This is a genomic window from Devosia aurantiaca, assembly GCF_011058215.1.
GTDB lineage: Bacteria > Pseudomonadota > Alphaproteobacteria > Rhizobiales > Devosiaceae > Devosia > Devosia aurantiaca.
Genome location: NZ_JAALFG010000002.1, coordinates 832,010 through 850,727, shown reverse-complemented (window position 1 = coordinate 850,727; position 18,718 = coordinate 832,010). Strand labels below are relative to the sequence as shown.

Genomic DNA, 18,718 nt, shown 5'->3' with positions numbered 1-18,718 from the left:
AGCCTCGGCCATCTCGGTTCTGTCGTCTCCCTCCCCCTTGTGGGGAGGGATCAAGGGTGGGGGGCATTTTTGTGACGCCTCAAACCCTCGCCACCTTCTTTGCCGACAACCCCGCAGCCATCGCTTGCGAGCTGACCTCCGTCCGTGGCTCCTCGCCGCGCGAGCAGGGCACGTTCATGGTGGTTGGCCCCACACAAACGCTGGGCACCATCGGTGGCGGGGCGCTCGAATATATGGTGATCGAGCATGCCCGGCGGCTGATCGCCGACGGTCGTGCCGAAGAAGCCATGGACGTGCCGCTCGGTCCCGAGATCGGTCAGTGCTGCGGGGGCCGGGTGAACGTGACCCTGCGCTTTGCCGATGAAGCGCTGCGCAGCAACCTTCTTGCCCGCGCCGCGGCCGAAGACGCAGGTCTTCCGCATGTCTACCTTTTCGGGGCCGGCCATGTCGGGCGCGTCCTCGCCAAAATCCTCGCCCTCATGCCGGTCAAACTTCAGGTGATCGACACAAGACAGGAAGAACTCGATCTGCTGCCACCCACGATCGCGCGCCACCGCGTCGCCATGCCCGAAGCCATTGTCCGTGCCGCGCCCGCTGGCAGTTCCTTCGTGATCCTCACCCATGATCACGCGCTCGATTTCCTGATTGCCGGCGAGGCGTTGGCGCGCAGCGACGCGCCCTATGTCGGCATGGTCGGTTCGGCCACCAAGCGGGCCAAGTTTTCGAGCTGGTATCTGGAGCAGGGCGGCGACCGCCAGAGCCTTGATCGGCTGATTTTACCGATTGGGGCGCAAGGGCTTGGGGATAAACGCCCGCCGGTTATTGCCGCACTAGCCGCCGCCGAGATTATGGTCCATGTTGGGAGCCGGGAAGCATCTGCCGGGCAAGTGTCCGCCCCCAGCGCTCTGGGGGTGACGAGTGGTATCTGATATGCCCGATCGGCTCGAGTTGAGCGGCATCACCAAACGGTTTCCCGGCGTCCTCGCCAATGACAACGTGTCGTTCAGCGTCAAGCCCGGCGAAATCCACGCGCTGCTCGGCGAAAACGGTGCGGGCAAATCCACCTTGGTGAAAATGATCTACGGCATCATGCAGCCCGATGCCGGCGAAATCCGCTGGAATGGCGCTCCGGTCGTCGTGCCCAACCCCAAGGCCGCGCGCAAGCTTGGCATCGGCATGGTGTTCCAGCATTTTTTCGCTGTTCGAGGCGCTGACCGTGCTCGAGAACATCGCGCTCGGCATGGATTCGAAGATCCCGTCGCGCGAGCTCGAGGCGCGCATTCGCGCCGTGATGAACCAATACGGCCTCCTTCTGGATCCGCACCGCACCGTGGCAACGCTCTCGGTCGGTGAGCGGCAGCGCATCGAGATCGTGCGCGCGCTGCTGCTCGAGCCGCAGCTTCTGATCATGGATGAGCCGACTTCGGTGCTGACGCCGCAGGAGGTGGAGCAGCTCTTTACCGTCTTGCGCAAGCTCGCAGCGGAAGGGTGCTCGATCCTTTATATTTCTCACAAGCTGCACGAGATCAAAGCCCTGTGCGATACGGCGACGATCCTGCGCGGCGGCAAGCTGGTCGATACCTGCGACCCCAAGCAGGAAACATCGCGCTCCATGGCCGAGAAGATGATCGGCACGGGGCTTAAGGACATCGTCAAGGCCGAAGGCCGCACCTTCGGCCCGCCCAAGCTCGTGGTCAGCCAACTTTCGACGGTCAAGGCGGGGCATTTTGACGTGCCCGTAGACGGCGTAAGCTTTACCGTGCGGGCAGGGGAAATCCTCGGTATCGCCGGTGTTGCCGGCAATGGTCAGAACGCCTTGCTCGACGCCCTTTCCGGTGAAATCCGCGGCGATGATCGCGAAGCCATCACCATCGACGGGCTCGGCATCGGCATGATGGACACGACCGAACGCCGCCGCAACGGGCTCTGCGCCGTGCCCGAAGAGCGCAATGGCCACGCGGCCGTGGGCGAGTTTTCGCTCTCCGACAATTCGGTGCTCACCGCCCGTGACCGGCTCGGCATGGTGGTGATGGGCCTCATCAATGGCGGCGCCGCAAAAACCTATACCGGCAAGGTCATCGCCGACTTTGCCGTCAAGGCGCTGGGCCCCGGTTCCATGGCCGGGTCGCTGTCGGGCGGCAATCTCCAGAAATACATCATGGGTCGCGAAATCCTGCAGAAGCCTTCGGTTCTGGTGGTCAGCCAACCGACCTGGGGCGTCGATGCCGGCGCCGCGGCCGCCATTCACCAGGCGCTGGTCGATCTTGCGGCCGCCGGCTCGGCCATTGTCGTCATTTCCCAGGACCTCGACGAATTGCGTGCTTTGAGCGACACGCTGGCGGTGATCAATATGGGCCGGCTGAGCCCCGCGCGGCCGGTCAAGGATGTGAGCGTGGAAGAAATCGGCCTGCTGATGGGCGGCGTGCATGGGGCGGAAGCGGCATGATGCAGTTTCGCCTCGAAAAGCGCCGCGAACCTTCCAAGGCAATGCTCTACGGCACGCCGATCGTCGCGGTGCTCCTCACCATGATCGTGGGCGCAATCCTGTTTTCGCTGATCGGCTTTGATGGCGTCGGCGCGGTGCGCGAAATATTCATCACGCCCTTCACCAACACCTATAAATGGCAGGACCTCGGCGTAAAAGCTGCGCCGCTGATCATCATCGGCGTCGGACTTTCCATCGCCTACCGGGCCAATGTCTGGAATATCGGTGCCGAGGGCCAGTATGTGGTCGGCGGGCTTGCCGCGACCGGGGTGGCGCTGGCGACCTACCAGATGACTGGCTGGTGGATCCTGCCGCTGATGATCCTGGCAGGGATGGCGGGCGGCGCCCTTTATGGCGCCATTCCCGCACTGCTGCGCACGCGGCTCGGCGTCAACGAAATCCTCACTTCGCTGATGCTGACCTATGTTTCGGTGCAGGCGATCTATTATCTTGTCCGCGCCCCCTGGAAGGACCCTATGGGCATGGGCTTTCCGCAAACCAGGCGCTTTGCCGCCGACGCGCTTCTGCCCAACATCCTTCCGGGCACCATCGTTCATGCCGGCGTGCCGATCGCCATCATCGTGGCGCTGGTCGCCTGGTTCGTGATGTCGCGTTCGGTCTTCGGCTATCAGATGCGCGTTGTCGGCGCCGCACCGCATGCCGCTCGCTATGGTGGCTTTTCCGAAAACCGCACCATCTGGCTCGCCTTTCTGGTCTCCGGCGCCCTCGCCGGCCTGGCGGGGGCGCTCGAAGTGTCGGGCCCGTTCCAGCGCATGGTACCGGGCTTTCCCACCAATTACGGTTTTACCGCCATCATCGTCGCCTTTCTCGGGCGCCTCGATCCATTGGGCGTGATCTTTGGTGGGCTCGTCATCGCCGTGACCTTTGTCGGCGGCGAAATCGCCCAGACGTCCATTGGCCTCTCGAATTCAGCGACGGGCGTTTTCCAGGCCATGATGCTGTTCTTCCTTCTCGCCGGTGACCTCCTCGTGCGCTACCGCATCCGCCGCGTCACGCCGCAAGCGGAGGCGCGGGCATGAGCACGGACCTCCTGATCGCCATCATCGTCACCGTGGTCGGCGCCTCCACCCCGATCCTCATCGCGGCCCTTGGCGAGCTGGTGGTCGAAAAATCCGGCGTCCTCAATCTGGGCGTCGAAGGCATGATGCTGATCGGCGCGATCACGGCGTTTCTTGTTACCTTTTTTACCGGCAACCATTATCTGGCGATCCTCGTCGCGGCTGCAGCCGGTGTCGCCTCGTCGCTGATCTTCGGCTTTCTGACCCTCAGCCTTTCGGCCAACCAGACCGCCACGGGCCTTGCGCTCACCATCTTCGGCACCGGCTTTTCGGCACTGGCGGGGCAGGGCTATTCGGCACGGCCGGTGACACTGCTCGGCCCCTTGTTCCCCGCCGAACTGGCCAGCCACCCCATCTGGCGCGTGCTGTTCGGCTATTCGGCGCTGGTCTATTTCGCCTTTGCGCTGGTGATTGGCGTCTGGTGGTTCCTAAAACGCAGCCGCGCCGGGCTGATCCTTCGTGCCGTTGGCGAGAACGATTTGTCCGCCCACTCGATCGGCTATTCGGTCATCGGCGTGCGCTATATGGCGGTGATGTTCGGTGGCGCCATGGCAGGCATTGCCGGCGCCTGTTTCCCGCTGCTGCTTACCCCGCAATGGGCTGAGCGCATGACCGGCGGCCGCGGCTGGATCGCGGTGGCGCTGGTGGTCTTTGCCAGCTGGAAGCCGTTCCGCCTCCTCGCTGGCGCCTACCTCTTCGGCCTCGTCATGACCATGGAGCTTTATGCCAAGGCCAGCGGCGGGCCGCTTTCCGCCATTCCGGCCGAGCTTTGGGCCGCCATGCCCTATCTTGCCACCGTTGTCGTCCTGGTGCTGATCTCGATCCGCCGCGATGCCTCAACCAATGCACCGGCCTGCCTCGGCAAGCCGTTCCTGCCCGCAAATTGAAGCCACGAGGAAAGATGGCTTTGATCGATAAAACCCGTCATTCAGGAGAAAAATGATGACCCTTAGCCGCCGCTCAATGCTCAAGGCCGGCGTTGCCGCAGCAGCCCTGCCGCTGCTCGGTTCGCGCGCCTTCGCCCAGACTGAACCGCTCAAGGTCGGCTTCATGCTGATCGGCACCGTCAACGACAATGGCTGGAACTTTGGTCATGCTACCGGCGCCAAGTACATGAAGGACCAGCTCGGTGACCTCGTCGCCGAACCGACCATCGTCGAAAACGTGCCGGAAGGCCCGGACTGCGAACGCGTGCTGCGCGAACTGGCCCAGTCCGGCCATAAGCTGATCTTTGCGACCAGCTTCGGCTATGGCGACTATGTCATCAAGGTTGCCCAGCAGTTCCCGGACGTCCGCTTCGAGCACGCCACCGGTTACCAGCGCTCCGACAATGTCGGCACCTACAACGCCCGCTTCTATGAAGGCCGTGCCGTTTGCGGCACCATTGCCGGCCACCTCAGCCAGACCGGCAAGGCCGGTTACATCGGCTCGTTCCCGATCCCGGAAGTGGTCATGGGCGTCAACGCCTTCGTGCTCGCCGCGCGCAAGATCAACCCTGAATTCACCATCACCCCAGTCTATATCTCGACCTGGAACGACCCGGCTAAGGAAGCCGACGCTGCCCGCGCCATGATCGACCAGGGCATCGACATCATTGCCCAGCACACCGACGGTCCGGCCGCCCTCCAGGTTGCCGAAGAGCGTGGCATCGTCGGCGGCTTCGGCCAGGGTGCCGACATGAGCGCCTTTGCGCCCAATGCCCAGCTGACTTCGATCATTGACAACTGGGGCCCGCACTATGCGTCCGCCGCTCAGGCCGTCATCGACGGCACCTGGGTGAGCCAGGACGTGTGGCCGGGCATCAAGGAAGGCGAAGTCGAGATCGGCGCCTATGGCCCCAAGGTCACCGAAGAGGTCAAGGCTGCCGCTGAAGCGGTCAAGAACGGCCAGGCCGATGGGTCGCTCCATATCTTCACCGGCCCGATTAACGACCATACCGGCACCGAACGCGTCGCCGCCGGCGTCACCCTGACCGATGCCGAGCTCCTCAGCATGGACTGGTATGTCGAAGGCGTCATTCCGCCGGCTTGATGGTGGTTGGATGAATGAGTGAGGGGGCGGGTCTTGGCCCGCACTTTTCTGTGAGGTTTCGGTAATCGCGAAAACTCACACACGCTCGATGTCATCCCCGCGCAGGCGGGGATCCATCTTGAGATCTCAGGATGGGCCCCGGCCTTCGCCGGGGTGACAATCGAGTTTGGGAATGGTCCAGTGGTTGCGATTTCGCTGGAAGTAGGGGGACACGATGGGCGATCTGGCAATATTCTACGAATGGGCGATGTTTGCCGTGCGCTGGCTGCACGTGGTGACCGCCATTGCCTGGATCGGCTCGTCCTTTTATTTCATCGCGCTCGACCTTGGCCTGCGCAAGACGCCGAGCCTGCCGCCGCTCGCCCATGGCGAAGAATGGCAGGTGCATGGCGGCGGCTTTTACCACATCCAGAAATACCTGGTGGCGCCGGAGTTTCTGCCCGAGCATCTGACCTGGTTCAAATGGGAAAGCTACTGGACCTGGCTTTCGGGCTTCATGCTGATGGTGCTGATCTATTATGTCGGCGCCGACATTTACCTCATCGACCGCAACGTCCTCGACGTGCCCAATTGGGCCGCGATCCTCATTTCGATGGGCTCGATCGTCCTGGGCTTCGTCGTCTACAACCGCCTCTGCAAGTCGCCGCTTGGCAATTCGCAGAACGGGTTGATGCTCGTCCTGTTCTTGATCCTGACCGCAATGGCCTGGGGCTATACGCAGCTCTTCACCGGCCGCGCGGCAATGCTTCATATGGGCGCCTTCACGGCCTCGATCATGGCTGCCAATGTCGCCATGATCATCATCCCCAACCAGAAGATCGTCGTCGCCGACCTCAAGGCAGGCCGGGTGCCGGACGCCAAATATGGCAAGATCGCCAAGCAGCGCTCGCTCCACAACAACTACCTGACGCTGCCCGTCATCTTCTTCATGCTCTCGTCCCACTATCCGCTGGCCTTCGCCACGCAGTGGAACTGGATCATCGCCTCGTTGATCTTCCTCGTCGGCGTCGTCATCCGGCACTATTTCAATACGCGCCACGCGCGAAAGGGCAATCCGCATTGGACTTGGGCCGCCGCCGCGGTCATCATGCTGGTGATCGCCTGGCTCTCGACCTCGCCGAAACTGCCCGGCGCTGACACGCCCGAATTGGCCAGCGCCACCGGCGAGCGCTTCATGGCCTCAACCCATTTTGCCGAGGCGAGCCTCACGGTGCAGACGCGCTGCGCCATGTGCCACACGGCCGAACCGGTCTGGGATGGCGTCTACCAGGCGCCCAAGAATGTCATCCTCGACAATGATGTTGCGATCGCCAACCACGCTCCGCAGATCGCCATGCAAGCCGGCTGGAGCCACGCCATGCCCCCGGCAATGTCACCGAGATGACCGATGCGGAGCGGGCGCTTTTGGTCGAATGGTATCGCGAAGGCTCGGCTTTATGAGCCGGACGATCCTGCGCGGGCGGGTGTTGAGCTTTCACCGTGTGCCCGAAGGCCCCGATGACGCAGCCAGCTACCTTTATCTCGAAGACGGAGCGGTCAGCATCGAGGATGGCAAGGTCGTGGCGGTCGGCGACTTTGCCGCCACCGAGCGTCAGGGCGCCGAGATTATCGACCACAGGCCGCACCTGATCCTGCCGGGTTTCATCGATCTCCACGTGCACTATGTGCAGTCGCAGATGATGGCGGCCTATGCCGGCTCTCTGCTCGAATGGCTCAACACCTATACCTTCATCGAAGAGCAGAAGTTTTCGCAGCAGGGCCATGCCGACGCGGTCGCCGTCGACTTCTATGATGCGCTGATCCGCCATGGCACGACCACGGCGGTCGCCTATTGCTCGAGCCATCCGCGCTCCGTCGACGCCTTCTTTGCCGAAGCGCAGCGGCGCAACATGCTGATGATCGGCGGCAAGGTGATGATGGATCGCAATGCGCCCGAAGGGCTCTGCGATACCGCGCAATCGAGCTACGACGACAGCAAGGCGCTGCTGGAAAAATGGCACGGCGTCGGTCGCGGGCTTTATGCGATCTCGCCCCGCTTCGCCATCACTTCCACCCCCGCGCAGATGGAAGCGGCGCAGGCGCTGGTGGCCGAGCATAAGCAAGCCTATGTGCAGACCCATCTCAGCGAAAACGACGCCGAGATCTCCTATTCCATGGAGCTTTATCCCGGCTCTGCCGACTATACCGGCATCTACGAGGATTTTGGCCTGCTCGGTCCCAAGACATTGCTGGGCCACTGCATCCATCTCAACCATCGCGAAGCCGGCGTTCTGGCCGACACCGGCGCTGTCGCCGTTTTCTGCCCGACCTCCAATCTCTTCTTAGGCTCCGGCCTTTTTGACCGCGAGCGGTTGATCAAGCATGGCGTCCGCACCGGCATCGCCACCGATATCGGAGGCGGGACCAGCGTTTCCATGCTGCGCACGCTCGACGAGGGCTACAAGGTGCTGCAGTTGCGGGGCCAGCGGCTCAATCCTTTCGCGTCCTTCCACATGGCGACGCGCGGCAATGCCCAGGCGCTCGGGCTTGAGGAGACCATCGGTTCGATCGCGCCGGGCTGCGCAGCCGATTTCGTCGTCCTCGACGCCTATGCGACCCCCACCATGCGCATGCGGCAAGCGACGGTGTCGAGCCTTGCCGAAGAGCTGTTCCTGCTGCAAACGCTGGGCGACGACCGCTCCGTGGTCGAAGTCTATGTGGCTGGCGCAAGGGCGAAGTCCACTTTAGGCGGGTTGTGACAAACCGCCACAATGGCCTAAAGCTTGAGCAGCAGTTCGCATATCGAGGCAATTCATGACCAGCTATCAGACGAAATCCGGCCTTTCCGTGCACCCGATGCTGGTGGATTTTGTCGAACGAGAAGCGCTGCCGGGCCTCAAGATCACGGCCGAACAATTCTGGGCCGGATTTGCCGCCATGCTGGCCGAACACGTCCCCACCAATGCGCGGCTTCTGGCGAAGCGCGACGAGCTCCAGGGCCAGATCGACGATTGGCACCGCCGCTATGGCCCGGTCAGCAGCAATCCGCAGGGATACGAATTTTTCCTGCGCGATATCGGCTACCTCGTTGACGAGCCGGGTGATTTTTCAATCGAGACCCTCGGCCTCGATCCCGAAATATCGAGCCTTTGCGGTCCGCAGCTCGTCGTGCCGGTCAGCAATGCCCGCTATGCGCTCAATGCCGCGAATGCGCGATGGGGTTCGCTTTACGACGCGCTTTACGGCACCGATGTGATCAGCCGCGACGGCGATCTGGCGCCCGGGCAGGGGTATAATGCCGCTCGCGGCGCAGCGGTCGTCGCGCGCGCTGCCCAGTTCCTCGACGAGGCTTTCCCGCTCGCCGCCGGCAGCCACAAGGACGTCACCGGCTACCACGTGGTCAAGAACGGCGAGACGCGCATGCTCGCCGTCGACACACATGCAGGGCGTACCGGCCTCCGCGACCCGTCGGCTTTTGTCGGCTATGGCGGCACCGAGGAGAATGGCGAGATCGTCCTTCGGCACAATGGCCTCCACGCCATTCTCGTCATTGCGCCCAAAACGCCGATCGGCGCGGCGCATGCTGCCGGCCTCTCCGACGTGATCGTCGAAGCAGCGCTGACCACGATCCAGGATTGCGAGGATTCGGTCGCGGCGGTCGATGCCGAGGACAAGGTCGGCGTTTATCGCAATTGGCTGGGCCTGATGAATGGCTCGCTTCAAGATACGTTCGAGAAGGGCGGCAAGAGCGTGACCCGCACGCTCAAGAATGACCGCAGCTACAAGGATGTCGACGGCCAGCCGCTGACGCTTAAGGGCCGCTCGCTGCTGCTCGTGCGCAATGTGGGGCACCTGATGACCACTGACGCCGTGCTGCTCGATGGCAAGCCGGTCGGCGAAGGGCTGATGGACGCGGCGCTCACCGCCCTCTGTGCCCTTCATGACAAGGGCAACAATTCGCGCACCGGCGCCATTTACGTGGTCAAGCCCAAGATGCACGGGCCGGAAGAAGTCGCCTTTGCCTGCGCCATCTTCAGCTCGGTCGAAAAATTCCTCGACCTTGCGCCCAACACCATCAAGATCGGCATCATGGACGAGGAGCGCCGCACCTCGGCCAACCTCAAGGCCGCGATCTACCAGGCGCGCGCCCGCGTCTTCTTCATCAATACCGGCTTCCTCGACCGCACCGGAGACGAAATCCATACCTCGATGGAAGCCGGCGCCGTGCTGCGCAAGGATGAGATCAAGGGCGAACGCTGGATCGCGTCCTACGAAGATCGGAACGTTCTGATCGGTCTTGCCTGCGGCTTTTCCGGCAAGGCGCAGATCGGCAAGGGCATGTGGGCGCGGCCCGACGATATGGCCGCGATGATGGATGCCAAGATCGGCCACCCCAATTCCGGCGCCAACACCGCCTGGGTGCCATCGCCGACCGCCGCGACGCTCCACGCCTTGCACTATCACCAGGTCGATGTCTTCGAAGCGCAGAAGCGCCGCCACAACCAGCCGCTGCCGCCGCTTTCCGACCTCTTCTCCATGCCGGTGCAGGTGCCCTATTCACTCAGCCGCGACGAGATCACGCGCGAGCTCGAGAACAATGCACAGGGCATTCTGGGCTATGTGGTGCGCTGGGTGCAGCAGGGCGTCGGCTGTTCCAAGGTGCCGGACATCAACAATGTCGGCCTCATGGAAGACCGCGCCACCTGCCGCATTTCCTCGCAGGCCGTCGCCAACTGGCTGCGCCATGGCCTTGTCAGCCGAGACGAGGTGACTTCGGTCTTCGAGCGCATGGCCGCCGTTGTGGACGCGCAAAACGCAGGCGATCCGATCTACCGGCCGATGGCCGAAAACTACCAGTCGGTCGCCTTCCAGGCCGCGCTGGATTTGGCGCTGCACGGGGCCGACCAGCCCAGCGGCTACACCGAACCGCTGCTGCATGCAGCACGGCGCAAGGTCAAGGCACGGGAAGCGGGGAAGCTGGCGCAATAGCGGGCACACCCCCACCCGGCCTCCCCTGAAGAAGGGGGAGGAGTCGACCGGTGTTTGAGGACCGATCTGGGTCTAGGCACGATGCAACCCCTCCCCCGCCTTACGGGGAGGTTGGGTGGGGGCTAATTCAGCCGGTAAGTCGGCAACACCAGTTCCAGCCCCTGGTGCAAAACCTCGATCTCATTAGCCACCATCGTCGTTGCCGTATTGATCGGCTCGTCGGTGCCAAGATTGCGCGCGTAGCGTGGATGCGCACCGGACGCGATCAGCAGGCGCAGGCGGTGGCCGGGAAGGAAACTGTGCGCCATGGCATGGAGAGGCAGGCTCACCGTCCAGCAGCCGTCGGCATCCAATGGTGTTGCCGGCGTCAGGCGGACAAAGCCGTCGCAAATGTTGCGCGATATGCCGTCCGCCCCGACATCCGAGAGCCGCACGAAGAAATCGGCATGCGGCAATCCGGCTCTGGCCCGCAGTGTGACCTTGGCCTGACCGAGCATGGTCACTTCTTCGGTCAGCACCGGACTGCTGTAGGTCACCACATCCTTGCGCGCTTCGAGCGCTGCATTGTCGACGGCGCCGGGGCCGGTAAAAGCAAAGATGGCGCCGCCCAAGTTGGGAGTGGGGTCCGCCGGGTCATAGCGGTAGCGGTCGCTGCCGGCGCTCACGGCATCGCCCGTGGTCAACGTCCGATCCGTGCCGATGCGCCAGTTTTGCGCTTTGCCGCCGTCAGGCGGATAGCGGTCGAATTCGTGCCACTCATTGCGGCCAGAAACGTGCAGCCGCACCGGCTTCTCGCGCAAGCCGCTCGCGTCACCCATCAGCTTGGCGCGCATCCAGACAATGGTTTCGAGCAGATTGTCGCGCTGCAGCTCCTCGGCAATGTGGAACCAGGTGCCGACAGTGAGATAGGGCCGGTGGCCGAGCTCGACCAGGCGCCGGTAGTCGGCCAAAAGCGGATCGACCATGAAGTCGTACCAGCCGGAGATGAAATGTACCGGCGGCGTCGTCGGGTTAAGCCGATGGCGGTGGTCGAGCTCCGTCCAGAATGTGTCGCTGCCGATGGCGTTGCCGAACCAGTGCCGCCAGAACGGTACCTTGTGCCCTGCGACAACCTTGTCCGCTTCAAGCAGCGGCAGTGTTTTCGCTGCGCGTTCGGTGCGCCGCTCGATATCGCCGGAAAACATGCGGGCGGCCGTCGCCAGTGGACGGTTGCGCAAGCCGTCGATCACCTGCAGCCACGAAAGCCAAAGATTGAGTTGAAAGGCGCCGGAGGGAAAAACGACAGGCCGGAAATCGGCGGTCGTGACTTTTACCGCCAGCGCCGACACCGGGGGCAGGGCGTCCGAGATCGCCCATTGCGTATAGCCGAGATAGCTCGGGCCGGTGAGGCCGATGCGGCCATCGAACCAAAGCTGCGACTTGATCCAGTCCAATGTCGCGAGCCCATCGGCGCGCTCGTTGGCAAAGGGGTCGAATTCACCGCCGGAGCGCTCGGTGCCGCGGCAGGCCTGGATGATGACGTGAAAACCACGCTCGGCATAGGCCTCGGCGATCGGACCGAAACCCCGCCGTCCATAGGGCAGGCGCATCAGGATGGTCGGGTGCGGCCCCACGCCCTTGGGCGCATAATGGTCGGTCTTCAGCACCACGCCATCGGCCATGGCAAGGCTTATGCCGCGCGTCTTGCGCACGCCGTTCAGTCGGCGCGGCAGGTCCTCTTGCCAGGCCAGATAGAGCGAGGAGAGGCTCATACGAAGTCGAACTTGTCGACGTCGAACAGTCCGCGATCGGTCATCTTGAGATGCGGGATGACGGGGAGGGCGAGGAACGCGACCTGCAAGAACGGCTCCGGCAGGACGCAGCCGAGTGCCTTGGCGGCGTCGCGCAGGTGTTCGAGGTCGTGCGCCACCGCCTCGAAGCTCTTGAGGCTCATGAGACCCGCGATCGGCAAAGCCAGTTCAGCGGTGATGGAGCCGCCATCCGCCACGGCAAAGCCACCGCCCATTTCGATCAACCGATTGACCGCCAGCGCCATGTCGGCGTCATCGGTGCCCACTACGGTGATGTTGTGGCTGTCGTGGCCCACCGACGACGCGATGGCGCCGCGCTTGAGACCAAAGCCGGTGACGAAGGAGCGGCCGATATTGCCATTGATGCCATGCCGCTCGATAACGGCAACCTTGATGACGTCGGCTTGAAGGTCCGGCTGCAAGCCTTTTTCGTTCAAGGCGAGCGCTGCTTCTTCCCGGAAGGTCAAGATCAGGCCGGGCTTGACGCCGATCACCGGCACACGGTTTTGTCCGGCCTTGGCTTCGGTGACGAAAACCTCGGCGTTGACCGGCTTGGCCTTCATCGAGGTCAGCCCGACCGGCGCAACGTCCTCCCGTGTGTTGAACAGTTCAGGCGTCACCAGCCGTCCGGCGGCGATGACGTGAGAAACGCGGCAATCCTCGAGACTGTCAAGGATGGCGATATCGGCACGCCAGCCGGGCGCGAGAAGCCCGCGATCCTTGAGACCGAAGATGCGCGCGGCCGAGTGGCTGGCGGCACGATAGACGTGGTGCAGCGGCCGGCCCATGGCGATGAGCCGGCGGATCGATGAGTCGAGATGCCCTTCCTCGGCAATGTCGAGCGGATTGCGATCGTCGGTGCAGAGCGCCACGAAGCTAGAGGTGTTTTCGTCTAAAATTTCGCCAAGGGCTTCGAGATCCTTGGAGACCGAGCCCTCGCGGATCAGGATTGCCATGCCTTTGGCGAGCTTTTCGCGCGCTTCCGCAGCGCTTGTCGCCTCGTGGTCGGTGCGGATACCGGCGGCAAGATAGCCGTTGAGCGCGGTGCCGAGCAGCAGCGGCGCATGACCGTCGATGTGGCCGTCCTGAAAGGCAAGCAGCTTGGCCATGATCCCCGGATCGGCATTGAGCACGCCGGGAAAGTTCATCATTTCTGCGAGGCCGACCACCTTGGGGTGCGCACGGAAGGGCGAAAGATCGTCGATCTCGAGCCGCGCTCCGGCGGTTTCGAACGGCGTTGCGGGCACGCAGGAAGAAAGGTTGACCCGCACATCCATGACCGTGCGCTCGGCGCAGTCGAGAAAATAGCGGATGCCTTCGGCACCCAGCACATTGGCGATCTCATGAGGATCGCAAAGCGCCGTGGTCACGCCATGCGGCAGCACGCAGCGGTCGAACTCGAGGGGCGTTACCAGCGAGGACTCGATATGCAGATGCGTGTCGATGAAGCCCGGCACGGCGAAGCGTCCGGTGCCGTCGATGATGGTCGCGCCATCGTAATGCGCATGCGTGCCGACGATGCGATCGCCGACCACGGCGATGTCAGTGGTTGTGATTGTCCCGGTGATGACGTCGAGCAGGCCGACATTGCGGATAACGAGATCGGCCGGCACCTTGCCTTGACCGGCCATGATCATCTTGGTCAACAGCTCGGAACGCATCATGGCACCACTCGGAAAAGGACAAGTTCGAGACTCGGCTGTGCCAGGGGCTGCGTCAAGTGGCGGCACGGAACCGCGGCAATCGGCGCACGTTCCCCTTTCCGATATTTACCCGGAGCGTCACAATGGAAACCTACGATCCCAACAAGAACACGACCGAAGTGCGACAGGCCAGTCCGCGCAAGATGAACCTGCGCGTGTTGATCTTCTCGCTGGTCGGCGTGGTGGTGCTCTTTGCCATCATCTTCATGATCTATACCTCGATGCAGCCCAACCCTAGCTAAGGGCAAAGGTCGGAACCGTGGTCGATGATCCGGGTTGTGACCAAAGCGTCATGAACCCGGATTTCGATCATGGAAGTGGGCAATAGCTGGGGCTTGGTCGAGACTTATCTCCCAACCCACATCATTCTCATCAGGCTTGCCATCGCTGCCGTGCTGGGCGGCATCATCGGCTTCGAGCGTGAAATCAACACGGCAGAAGCAGGGCTTCGGACCCACATCCTGATCGCGGTAGCCGCCGCGCTCTTCACCATTCTTGCCTTCGAAATCTTCCACACCATTGGCGATGCGACCGGCTCGCAGGCCGATCCGATCCGTGCCGTTGAGGCCGTGACGGCAGGCATCGCCTTTCTGGGGGCCGGCGCGATCTTCCGTGATGGCGGAGGCGTGCAAGGATTGACGACGGGCGCCGGCATGTGGCTGGCGGGGGCAGTCGGTCTCGCCACGGCGCTCGGCCACTATGTGGTCGCCGCAGCGACGGCTCTGCTCGCGGTTCTGGTGCTGGCGTCTCTACGCGCCTTTGCTCATCGCAGGCTGCATCGCAAAGGCCATGCCGATGACGGATCTCACGCGAGCCGCGGGGAGAAGCAGGTGTAGTTCCGCAAGCTGCCGAGAGGGACATGCGGCAGTCGCGAAATGCTTCTCCCCCCGTACGACCGCAACAGGGAGGGGTTGCAGTCGTGCTCTTTTGCACGGGCCAGGAGGAAACCCGTACGATCGCCGGCGACGGTGCAAATCGCCGGTATTCAGTGGCAGAGAGAGACACTTGGGAATGCACCGGGCCGAAACCCGTCGCAGCATCTCTCTCCGCCGGAGGCATGCTGCCTGTGGACGCAGGTTCGCATGCCAACTCGGTGGGCTGGACGGCGCCCGAAACTGGAAGCGACAAAGGTGGGGAGAAACAGCGCTGGGCCTAGAAGCGCTGGTTTGTCGACCGCAACATCGACACGCTGCGTATGGGCACGATTGCCGTCCAAGGGAAGAGAAAGCTGGGTAACGCTATGTAAGCAGGCCTTGCACTTTACATGTAAAACGCTCGTTATGGTGGGGAGGAAGGGATGGTGTCGTGTCCGATGTCGGCCCAACAGAGGAGGAGGTTTCCGAGGCCCTGAGCCGGCTCTTGGCATGGCCGGACATCGCCCGCTCACCACAGCTCTCGCGGTTCCTCGAATACATCGTGGAGAAAAAGCTTCGTGGCGAGGTGCAGGCCATAAAGGCCTATGCCATCGCGGTCGACGTCTTCGGACGGTCGCCGGATTTCGACCCGCAGAGCGATCCGATCGTCCGCGTACAGGCGCGGCGTCTCAGAGCCTTGCTCGAGCAATATTACCAAGGCCCCGGCGCAGGTGAGACCATCCGCATTCAGCTGCCAACCGGCCGCTATATTCCAGACCTCGTGCGGATCGAGCAGGTTACCCCTCCTGCTGCCGTGGAGCCACCCAAGCCGCCGATCAGACGCAGCGTCCGGGCCCGTTGGACAACGCTTGCTGCCGTCCCTGCCGTTTCGGTCGCCTTGATTCTCGGCCTCTTCATCTACCTCCGGCAAGCGGAAATGGTCGACCGGGCGCATCCACTGCAGCCGCCGCTCATATCGGTCATGGAGCTGCAAAACCTCACCGGTGCCAATGCCGATATCGGGCTCGTGGCCGGTCTGGCGGTCGAACTCGTCACCGATCTCGAGCAGTTCGAAACCCTGCGTGTCGTTTATGGAGACAATGGAGCCGCCAGCAACGCAGACTATGTGCTGAGCGGCATCGTGCGACGCGAAGCGGGCGGCTTGCAGTTCAGCGCCATTCTCACAGAAGAGCAAAGCAATATCGTGGTCTGGAGCAAGGCCGTCTCGACGACAGCCGAGGAAACGGCAAACCCGCAATTGCTGAATGACGTCTCCGGCGTCCTGTCCCGCGCGCTCGGCAGTCCACGCGGTCCGCTCTATCGCGAAGCCCGCGCGATGTTGACCGAGACGTCGTCGTTTGACGGCCGGGAGAGCCTCTTCCTCTGCCGTGTCCTCTTCGACCTTTGGCGCGAACTCGGCAGCGCTGGCGCCGGTCAACGTGCCGACCGCTGCTATGCCGCCCTGCCTGAGGCCGAACGGAACACCGGGCAGGCACTAGCCGCGTCAGCCAGTCTTCTGGTCGAAGGGGTGGGGCTTGCCGCGGTGGGGCTGGAGGAGGGTCAACGCCAGGCCCTCGCCGGCGATGCGCTGGTCACCGCAGTCGCGGCATCGCCGCTGTCAGGCTTTGTGTGGGAGCAACGCGCGCGCCATCTCGAGCGGATCGGCGACCATCTGGGGGCCGAGGCGGCCTATAGTTCGGCGCTCCAACTCAATCCTGCCAATTCCGATACGCTGGCAGCACGGGCCCGCCATCTCGCCTTGATCGGCAAGCTCAGCGACGCAGAGCCGCTTGCAAGCCTTGCCATCAATAGCGCACCCAATCCGCCGTCATGGTATCTCATCGTGCCCGCCCTCAAGGCCTTGCGCGACGGCAAGTTCAGCGTCGCTTCGATCTATGCGCGCGGCTACGCCGAAGCCGATCGTGAGCTCGGGCCGATTCTCACCGTCATGGCGGCGCGGGCCATCGCCAATCAGGAGCTCGTCGCCAGCTATCTGCCGCGGGTGCTGGAAGTGCCGGGCTTTCGCGCCAATGGCATCCTGACCCAGCTGCGCAAGCGCATAACCGATGAAACGCTGATCCGCGACATCCGCACGGCCCTGCTCGGCGCGGGACTGCCGCCCGCCGTGCTCAACAGCAGCTTCTAGCTGAAGAGGTCCTTGCAACGCTGGACGAACAGCACGCCGCGCTCCTCGAAATTCTTGAATTGGTTGTAGGAGGGCGCACCCGGCGACAGAATGATCGTGTCAAAGCGCGAACGGCGCTGCGCCAGCTGTGTCAGCGCAGCGTCGAGATCGGGCGCCTCGATGATCTCGATGTCCGGCGCCACCTCGCGGCAGGCCTCGGCCAGCCGGGCACCGGTCACCGGCAAGGTCGCCAATGTCGTCACGCCGCATTGCGCCAGAAGCGTTGCCAGTTCGGCATAGTCCTGCTGCCGTTCATGGCCACCAGCGATCAGCGCGATGCGGCGGGCAGGGTAGGCCGCCAGCGCCGCCTTGGTGGCTTCCGGCGTCGTTGAGATCGAGTCGTTGACCACGGTCATGATGCCGAAGACATGTTCCTCCAGCCGATGCGGCAGCGGCCGGAAGGCCGCAATGCCCTGCAAAATGCCATCAAGCGTGGCGCCCGCGCCCAGCGCAATCTGCGCAGCAAGCCGGGCATTGTCGAGATTGTGCGCGCCGCGCAAACGAGAGTGACTGGCGGCGTGTTCGATCGCGCGCTCTTCCTCGGGTGTGAGGTCGCGCAGCAACCGTCGGTGGTCCCGTACGGCGTGGGCCACCAGCGCATTGCCGCGCGCAGCAGCACCCAGCGCCACAGCAAAACTGCCGTCGCGATCGACGAGGTGGAGCTTGTCGGCGTAGTATCGCTCGACGCTGCCGTGCCAGTCCACATGCTCAGGATAAAGGTTGGTGAGCGCGGCGATATCGGGCAGGAAGTTCATGTCGGCGGTCTGGTAGCTCGACAGCTCGAACACCACGACGGCATGCTTGTCGGCGATATCGAGCGGCGCCAGGCCCACATTGCCGGCAAGGCCCGCATCGATGCCCGAGCGTGCCAGCATCAGGTGGGTCAGCGTTGCCGTGGTCGACTTGCCCTTGGTGCCGGTGATGGCGATCACGGTGCGGCCGTGTCGGTAGGTGGCGCCCCACAGGTTGAGATTGGAGGTGATCGCGATGCCGGCGTTTCGCGCGGCTTCGAATACCGGCTTATAGAGCGAAACCCCGGGGCTCTTGACGATCGTGCCGAAGCGGCGCTCGGCAATGGCAGAAGGAAGCTCGGCAGGCGCGATCGGTTCGGCATCGGCGATGTCCGCCGTGCCGCTGTCGACGGTCACAAAAACCTTGAGCTCCTGCTGCGTGGCTTTAAGAAAAGCGCGGGTGGACGCCGCTTCGCGCCCTGCGCCATATAGAAGGACCGGCGCGTCAAACCGCATAAGCGGCCACCTTGGCGGCGAGGGCCGGCGGAATGTGATGATCGTGGCTGTCGGTCAGGCATTCGGCCATGGCCAGCTGCAGCTTTTCCTCGCCGTATTGCGCGAAAAGGTCGGCCTTCACCGCTTTTACCACCGCATCCTCATGCCAATCGGCATGGCGGCTGAGCGTATAAAAGCATGCCGCGGCTTCAAGAATTTCGCCCACGCATTCCCAAGGCTTCTGACCGGTAAGCCCCGCCAGTTCGCGGAACGAATGCTCGTTCCTGGGCTCGTCCAGGAGGTTCTTGCCGAAGATACGCAGGAGCCGATCCTTGGCCATGAAAGGCGCAAAAATCAGGAAAACGAAATGGCATTTGGGGCAGTCGCCACACCAAAG

General features: G+C 63.2%; 14 protein-coding genes and 2 pseudogenes. 12 read left to right on the top strand and 4 right to left on the bottom strand.

The window, feature by feature from the left end:
* The first annotated feature begins 71 nt into the window (after window positions 1–71).
* The 9 genes and pseudogenes from xdhC (at window position 72) to G5575_RS11925 (ending at window position 10,563) form a co-directional block, all read left to right on the top strand.
* Entirely contained in the window at window positions 72–929 is an 858-nt protein-coding gene (xdhC, locus tag G5575_RS11960; protein ID WP_164534504.1) for a xanthine dehydrogenase accessory protein XdhC, read from the top strand.
* Window position 930: 1 nt separating this feature from the next.
* Window positions 931–1,366 (top strand): annotated as a pseudogene (locus G5575_RS22260) (ATP-binding cassette domain-containing protein); the annotation flags it as partial.
* A 42-nt stretch (window positions 1,367–1,408) separates the two neighbouring features.
* Window positions 1,409–2,446 (top strand): ATP-binding cassette domain-containing protein, encoded by a 1,038-nt coding sequence (locus tag G5575_RS11955; RefSeq protein ID WP_407924861.1) that lies wholly within the window; start codon window positions 1,409–1,411, stop codon window positions 2,444–2,446.
* Window positions 2,443–3,525, top strand: a complete 1,083-nt coding sequence (locus G5575_RS11950; RefSeq protein WP_235935932.1) for an ABC transporter permease — start codon at window positions 2,443–2,445, stop codon at window positions 3,523–3,525. The genes G5575_RS11955 and G5575_RS11950 overlap by 4 nt, the downstream gene beginning before the upstream one ends.
* The gene (locus G5575_RS11945) at window positions 3,522–4,451 is read left to right on the top strand and encodes an ABC transporter permease (RefSeq protein WP_164534503.1); all 930 of its coding nucleotides are present in this window, start codon (window positions 3,522–3,524) and stop codon (window positions 4,449–4,451) included. Before G5575_RS11950 ends, G5575_RS11945 begins: the two co-directional genes overlap by 4 nt.
* A 52-nt stretch (window positions 4,452–4,503) precedes the next feature.
* A complete protein-coding gene (locus G5575_RS11940; RefSeq protein WP_207633109.1) occupies window positions 4,504–5,595 on the top strand; it encodes a BMP family ABC transporter substrate-binding protein in 1,092 nt (363 codons plus the stop codon).
* A 214-nt stretch (window positions 5,596–5,809) separates the two neighbouring features.
* Window positions 5,810–7,035: pseudogene (locus tag G5575_RS11935) on the top strand (urate hydroxylase PuuD).
* On the top strand, window positions 7,032–8,333 hold the full coding sequence (gene guaD / locus G5575_RS11930; RefSeq protein ID WP_164534501.1) for a guanine deaminase: 1,302 nt from the start codon (window positions 7,032–7,034) through the stop codon (window positions 8,331–8,333). The pseudogene G5575_RS11935 and the gene guaD overlap by 4 nt, the downstream one beginning before the upstream one ends.
* A 40-nt stretch (window positions 8,334–8,373) precedes the next feature.
* Window positions 8,374–10,563, top strand: coding sequence for a malate synthase G (locus tag G5575_RS11925; RefSeq protein WP_456236463.1), 2,190 nt, complete (start codon window positions 8,374–8,376; stop codon window positions 10,561–10,563).
* 122 nt (window positions 10,564–10,685) lie between these two features.
* On the opposite strand, the gene G5575_RS11920 is transcribed toward G5575_RS11925, so the two are convergent.
* The gene (locus G5575_RS11920; protein WP_164534499.1) at window positions 10,686–12,314 is read right to left on the bottom strand and encodes a CocE/NonD family hydrolase; all 1,629 of its coding nucleotides are present in this window, start codon (window positions 12,312–12,314) and stop codon (window positions 10,686–10,688) included.
* Window positions 12,311–14,014, bottom strand: coding sequence for an adenine deaminase (ade, locus tag G5575_RS11915; RefSeq protein ID WP_164534756.1), 1,704 nt, complete (start codon window positions 14,012–14,014; stop codon window positions 12,311–12,313). The genes G5575_RS11920 and ade overlap by 4 nt, the downstream gene beginning before the upstream one ends.
* A 125-nt stretch (window positions 14,015–14,139) precedes the next feature.
* On the opposite strand from ade, the gene G5575_RS11910 reads away from it, so the two are divergent.
* The 3 genes from G5575_RS11910 to G5575_RS11900 all read left to right on the top strand — a co-directional run bounded on the left by G5575_RS11910 (window position 14,140) and on the right by G5575_RS11900 (window position 17,056).
* Window positions 14,140–14,298 (top strand): hypothetical protein, encoded by a 159-nt coding sequence (locus G5575_RS11910; RefSeq protein WP_164534498.1) that lies wholly within the window; start codon window positions 14,140–14,142, stop codon window positions 14,296–14,298.
* 69 nt (window positions 14,299–14,367) lie between these two features.
* The gene (locus tag G5575_RS11905) at window positions 14,368–14,892 is read left to right on the top strand and encodes an MgtC/SapB family protein (RefSeq protein WP_164534497.1); all 525 of its coding nucleotides are present in this window, start codon (window positions 14,368–14,370) and stop codon (window positions 14,890–14,892) included.
* Window positions 14,893–15,361: 469 nt separating this feature from the next.
* Window positions 15,362–17,056, top strand: a complete 1,695-nt coding sequence (locus G5575_RS11900; protein ID WP_164534496.1) for a hypothetical protein — start codon at window positions 15,362–15,364, stop codon at window positions 17,054–17,056.
* Here G5575_RS11900 and murD read toward each other — a convergent pair.
* Together murD and G5575_RS11890 are read right to left on the bottom strand one after the other, a co-directional pair.
* Window positions 17,053–18,342 carry a UDP-N-acetylmuramoyl-L-alanine--D-glutamate ligase gene (murD, locus tag G5575_RS11895; RefSeq protein WP_164534495.1) on the bottom strand — a complete coding sequence of 430 codons (1,290 nt, stop codon included), beginning with the start codon at window positions 18,340–18,342 and terminating at the stop codon, window positions 17,053–17,055. The genes G5575_RS11900 and murD overlap by 4 nt on opposite strands.
* Window positions 18,332–18,661: a hypothetical protein gene (locus tag G5575_RS11890; protein ID WP_164534494.1), complete on the bottom strand. Its 330-nt coding sequence runs from the start codon at window positions 18,659–18,661 to the stop codon at window positions 18,332–18,334. Before G5575_RS11890 ends, murD begins: the two co-directional genes overlap by 11 nt.
* Window positions 18,662–18,718: the final 57 nt, after the last annotated feature.

Coding starts and splice junctions, on each gene's coding strand:
- G5575_RS11955 (WP_407924861.1), top strand. CDS start 1,409: ATGGATGAGCCGACTTCGGTGCTGACGCCGCAGGAGGTGGAGCAGCTC.
- G5575_RS11950 (WP_235935932.1), top strand. CDS start 2,443: ATGATGCAGTTTCGCCTCGAAAAGCGCCGCGAACCTTCCAAGGCAATG.
- G5575_RS11945 (WP_164534503.1), top strand. CDS start 3,522: ATGAGCACGGACCTCCTGATCGCCATCATCGTCACCGTGGTCGGCGCC.
- G5575_RS11940 (WP_207633109.1), top strand. CDS start 4,504: ATGATGACCCTTAGCCGCCGCTCAATGCTCAAGGCCGGCGTTGCCGCA.
- guaD (WP_164534501.1), top strand. CDS start 7,032: ATGAGCCGGACGATCCTGCGCGGGCGGGTGTTGAGCTTTCACCGTGTG.
- G5575_RS11920 (WP_164534499.1), bottom strand. CDS start 12,314: ATGAGCCTCTCCTCGCTCTATCTGGCCTGGCAAGAGGACCTGCCGCGC.
- ade (WP_164534756.1), bottom strand. CDS start 14,014: ATGCGTTCCGAGCTGTTGACCAAGATGATCATGGCCGGTCAAGGCAAG.
- G5575_RS11910 (WP_164534498.1), top strand. CDS start 14,140: ATGGAAACCTACGATCCCAACAAGAACACGACCGAAGTGCGACAGGCC.
- G5575_RS11905 (WP_164534497.1), top strand. CDS start 14,368: ATGGAAGTGGGCAATAGCTGGGGCTTGGTCGAGACTTATCTCCCAACC.
- murD (WP_164534495.1), bottom strand. CDS start 18,342: ATGCGGTTTGACGCGCCGGTCCTTCTATATGGCGCAGGGCGCGAAGCG.
- G5575_RS11890 (WP_164534494.1), bottom strand. CDS start 18,661: ATGGCCAAGGATCGGCTCCTGCGTATCTTCGGCAAGAACCTCCTGGAC.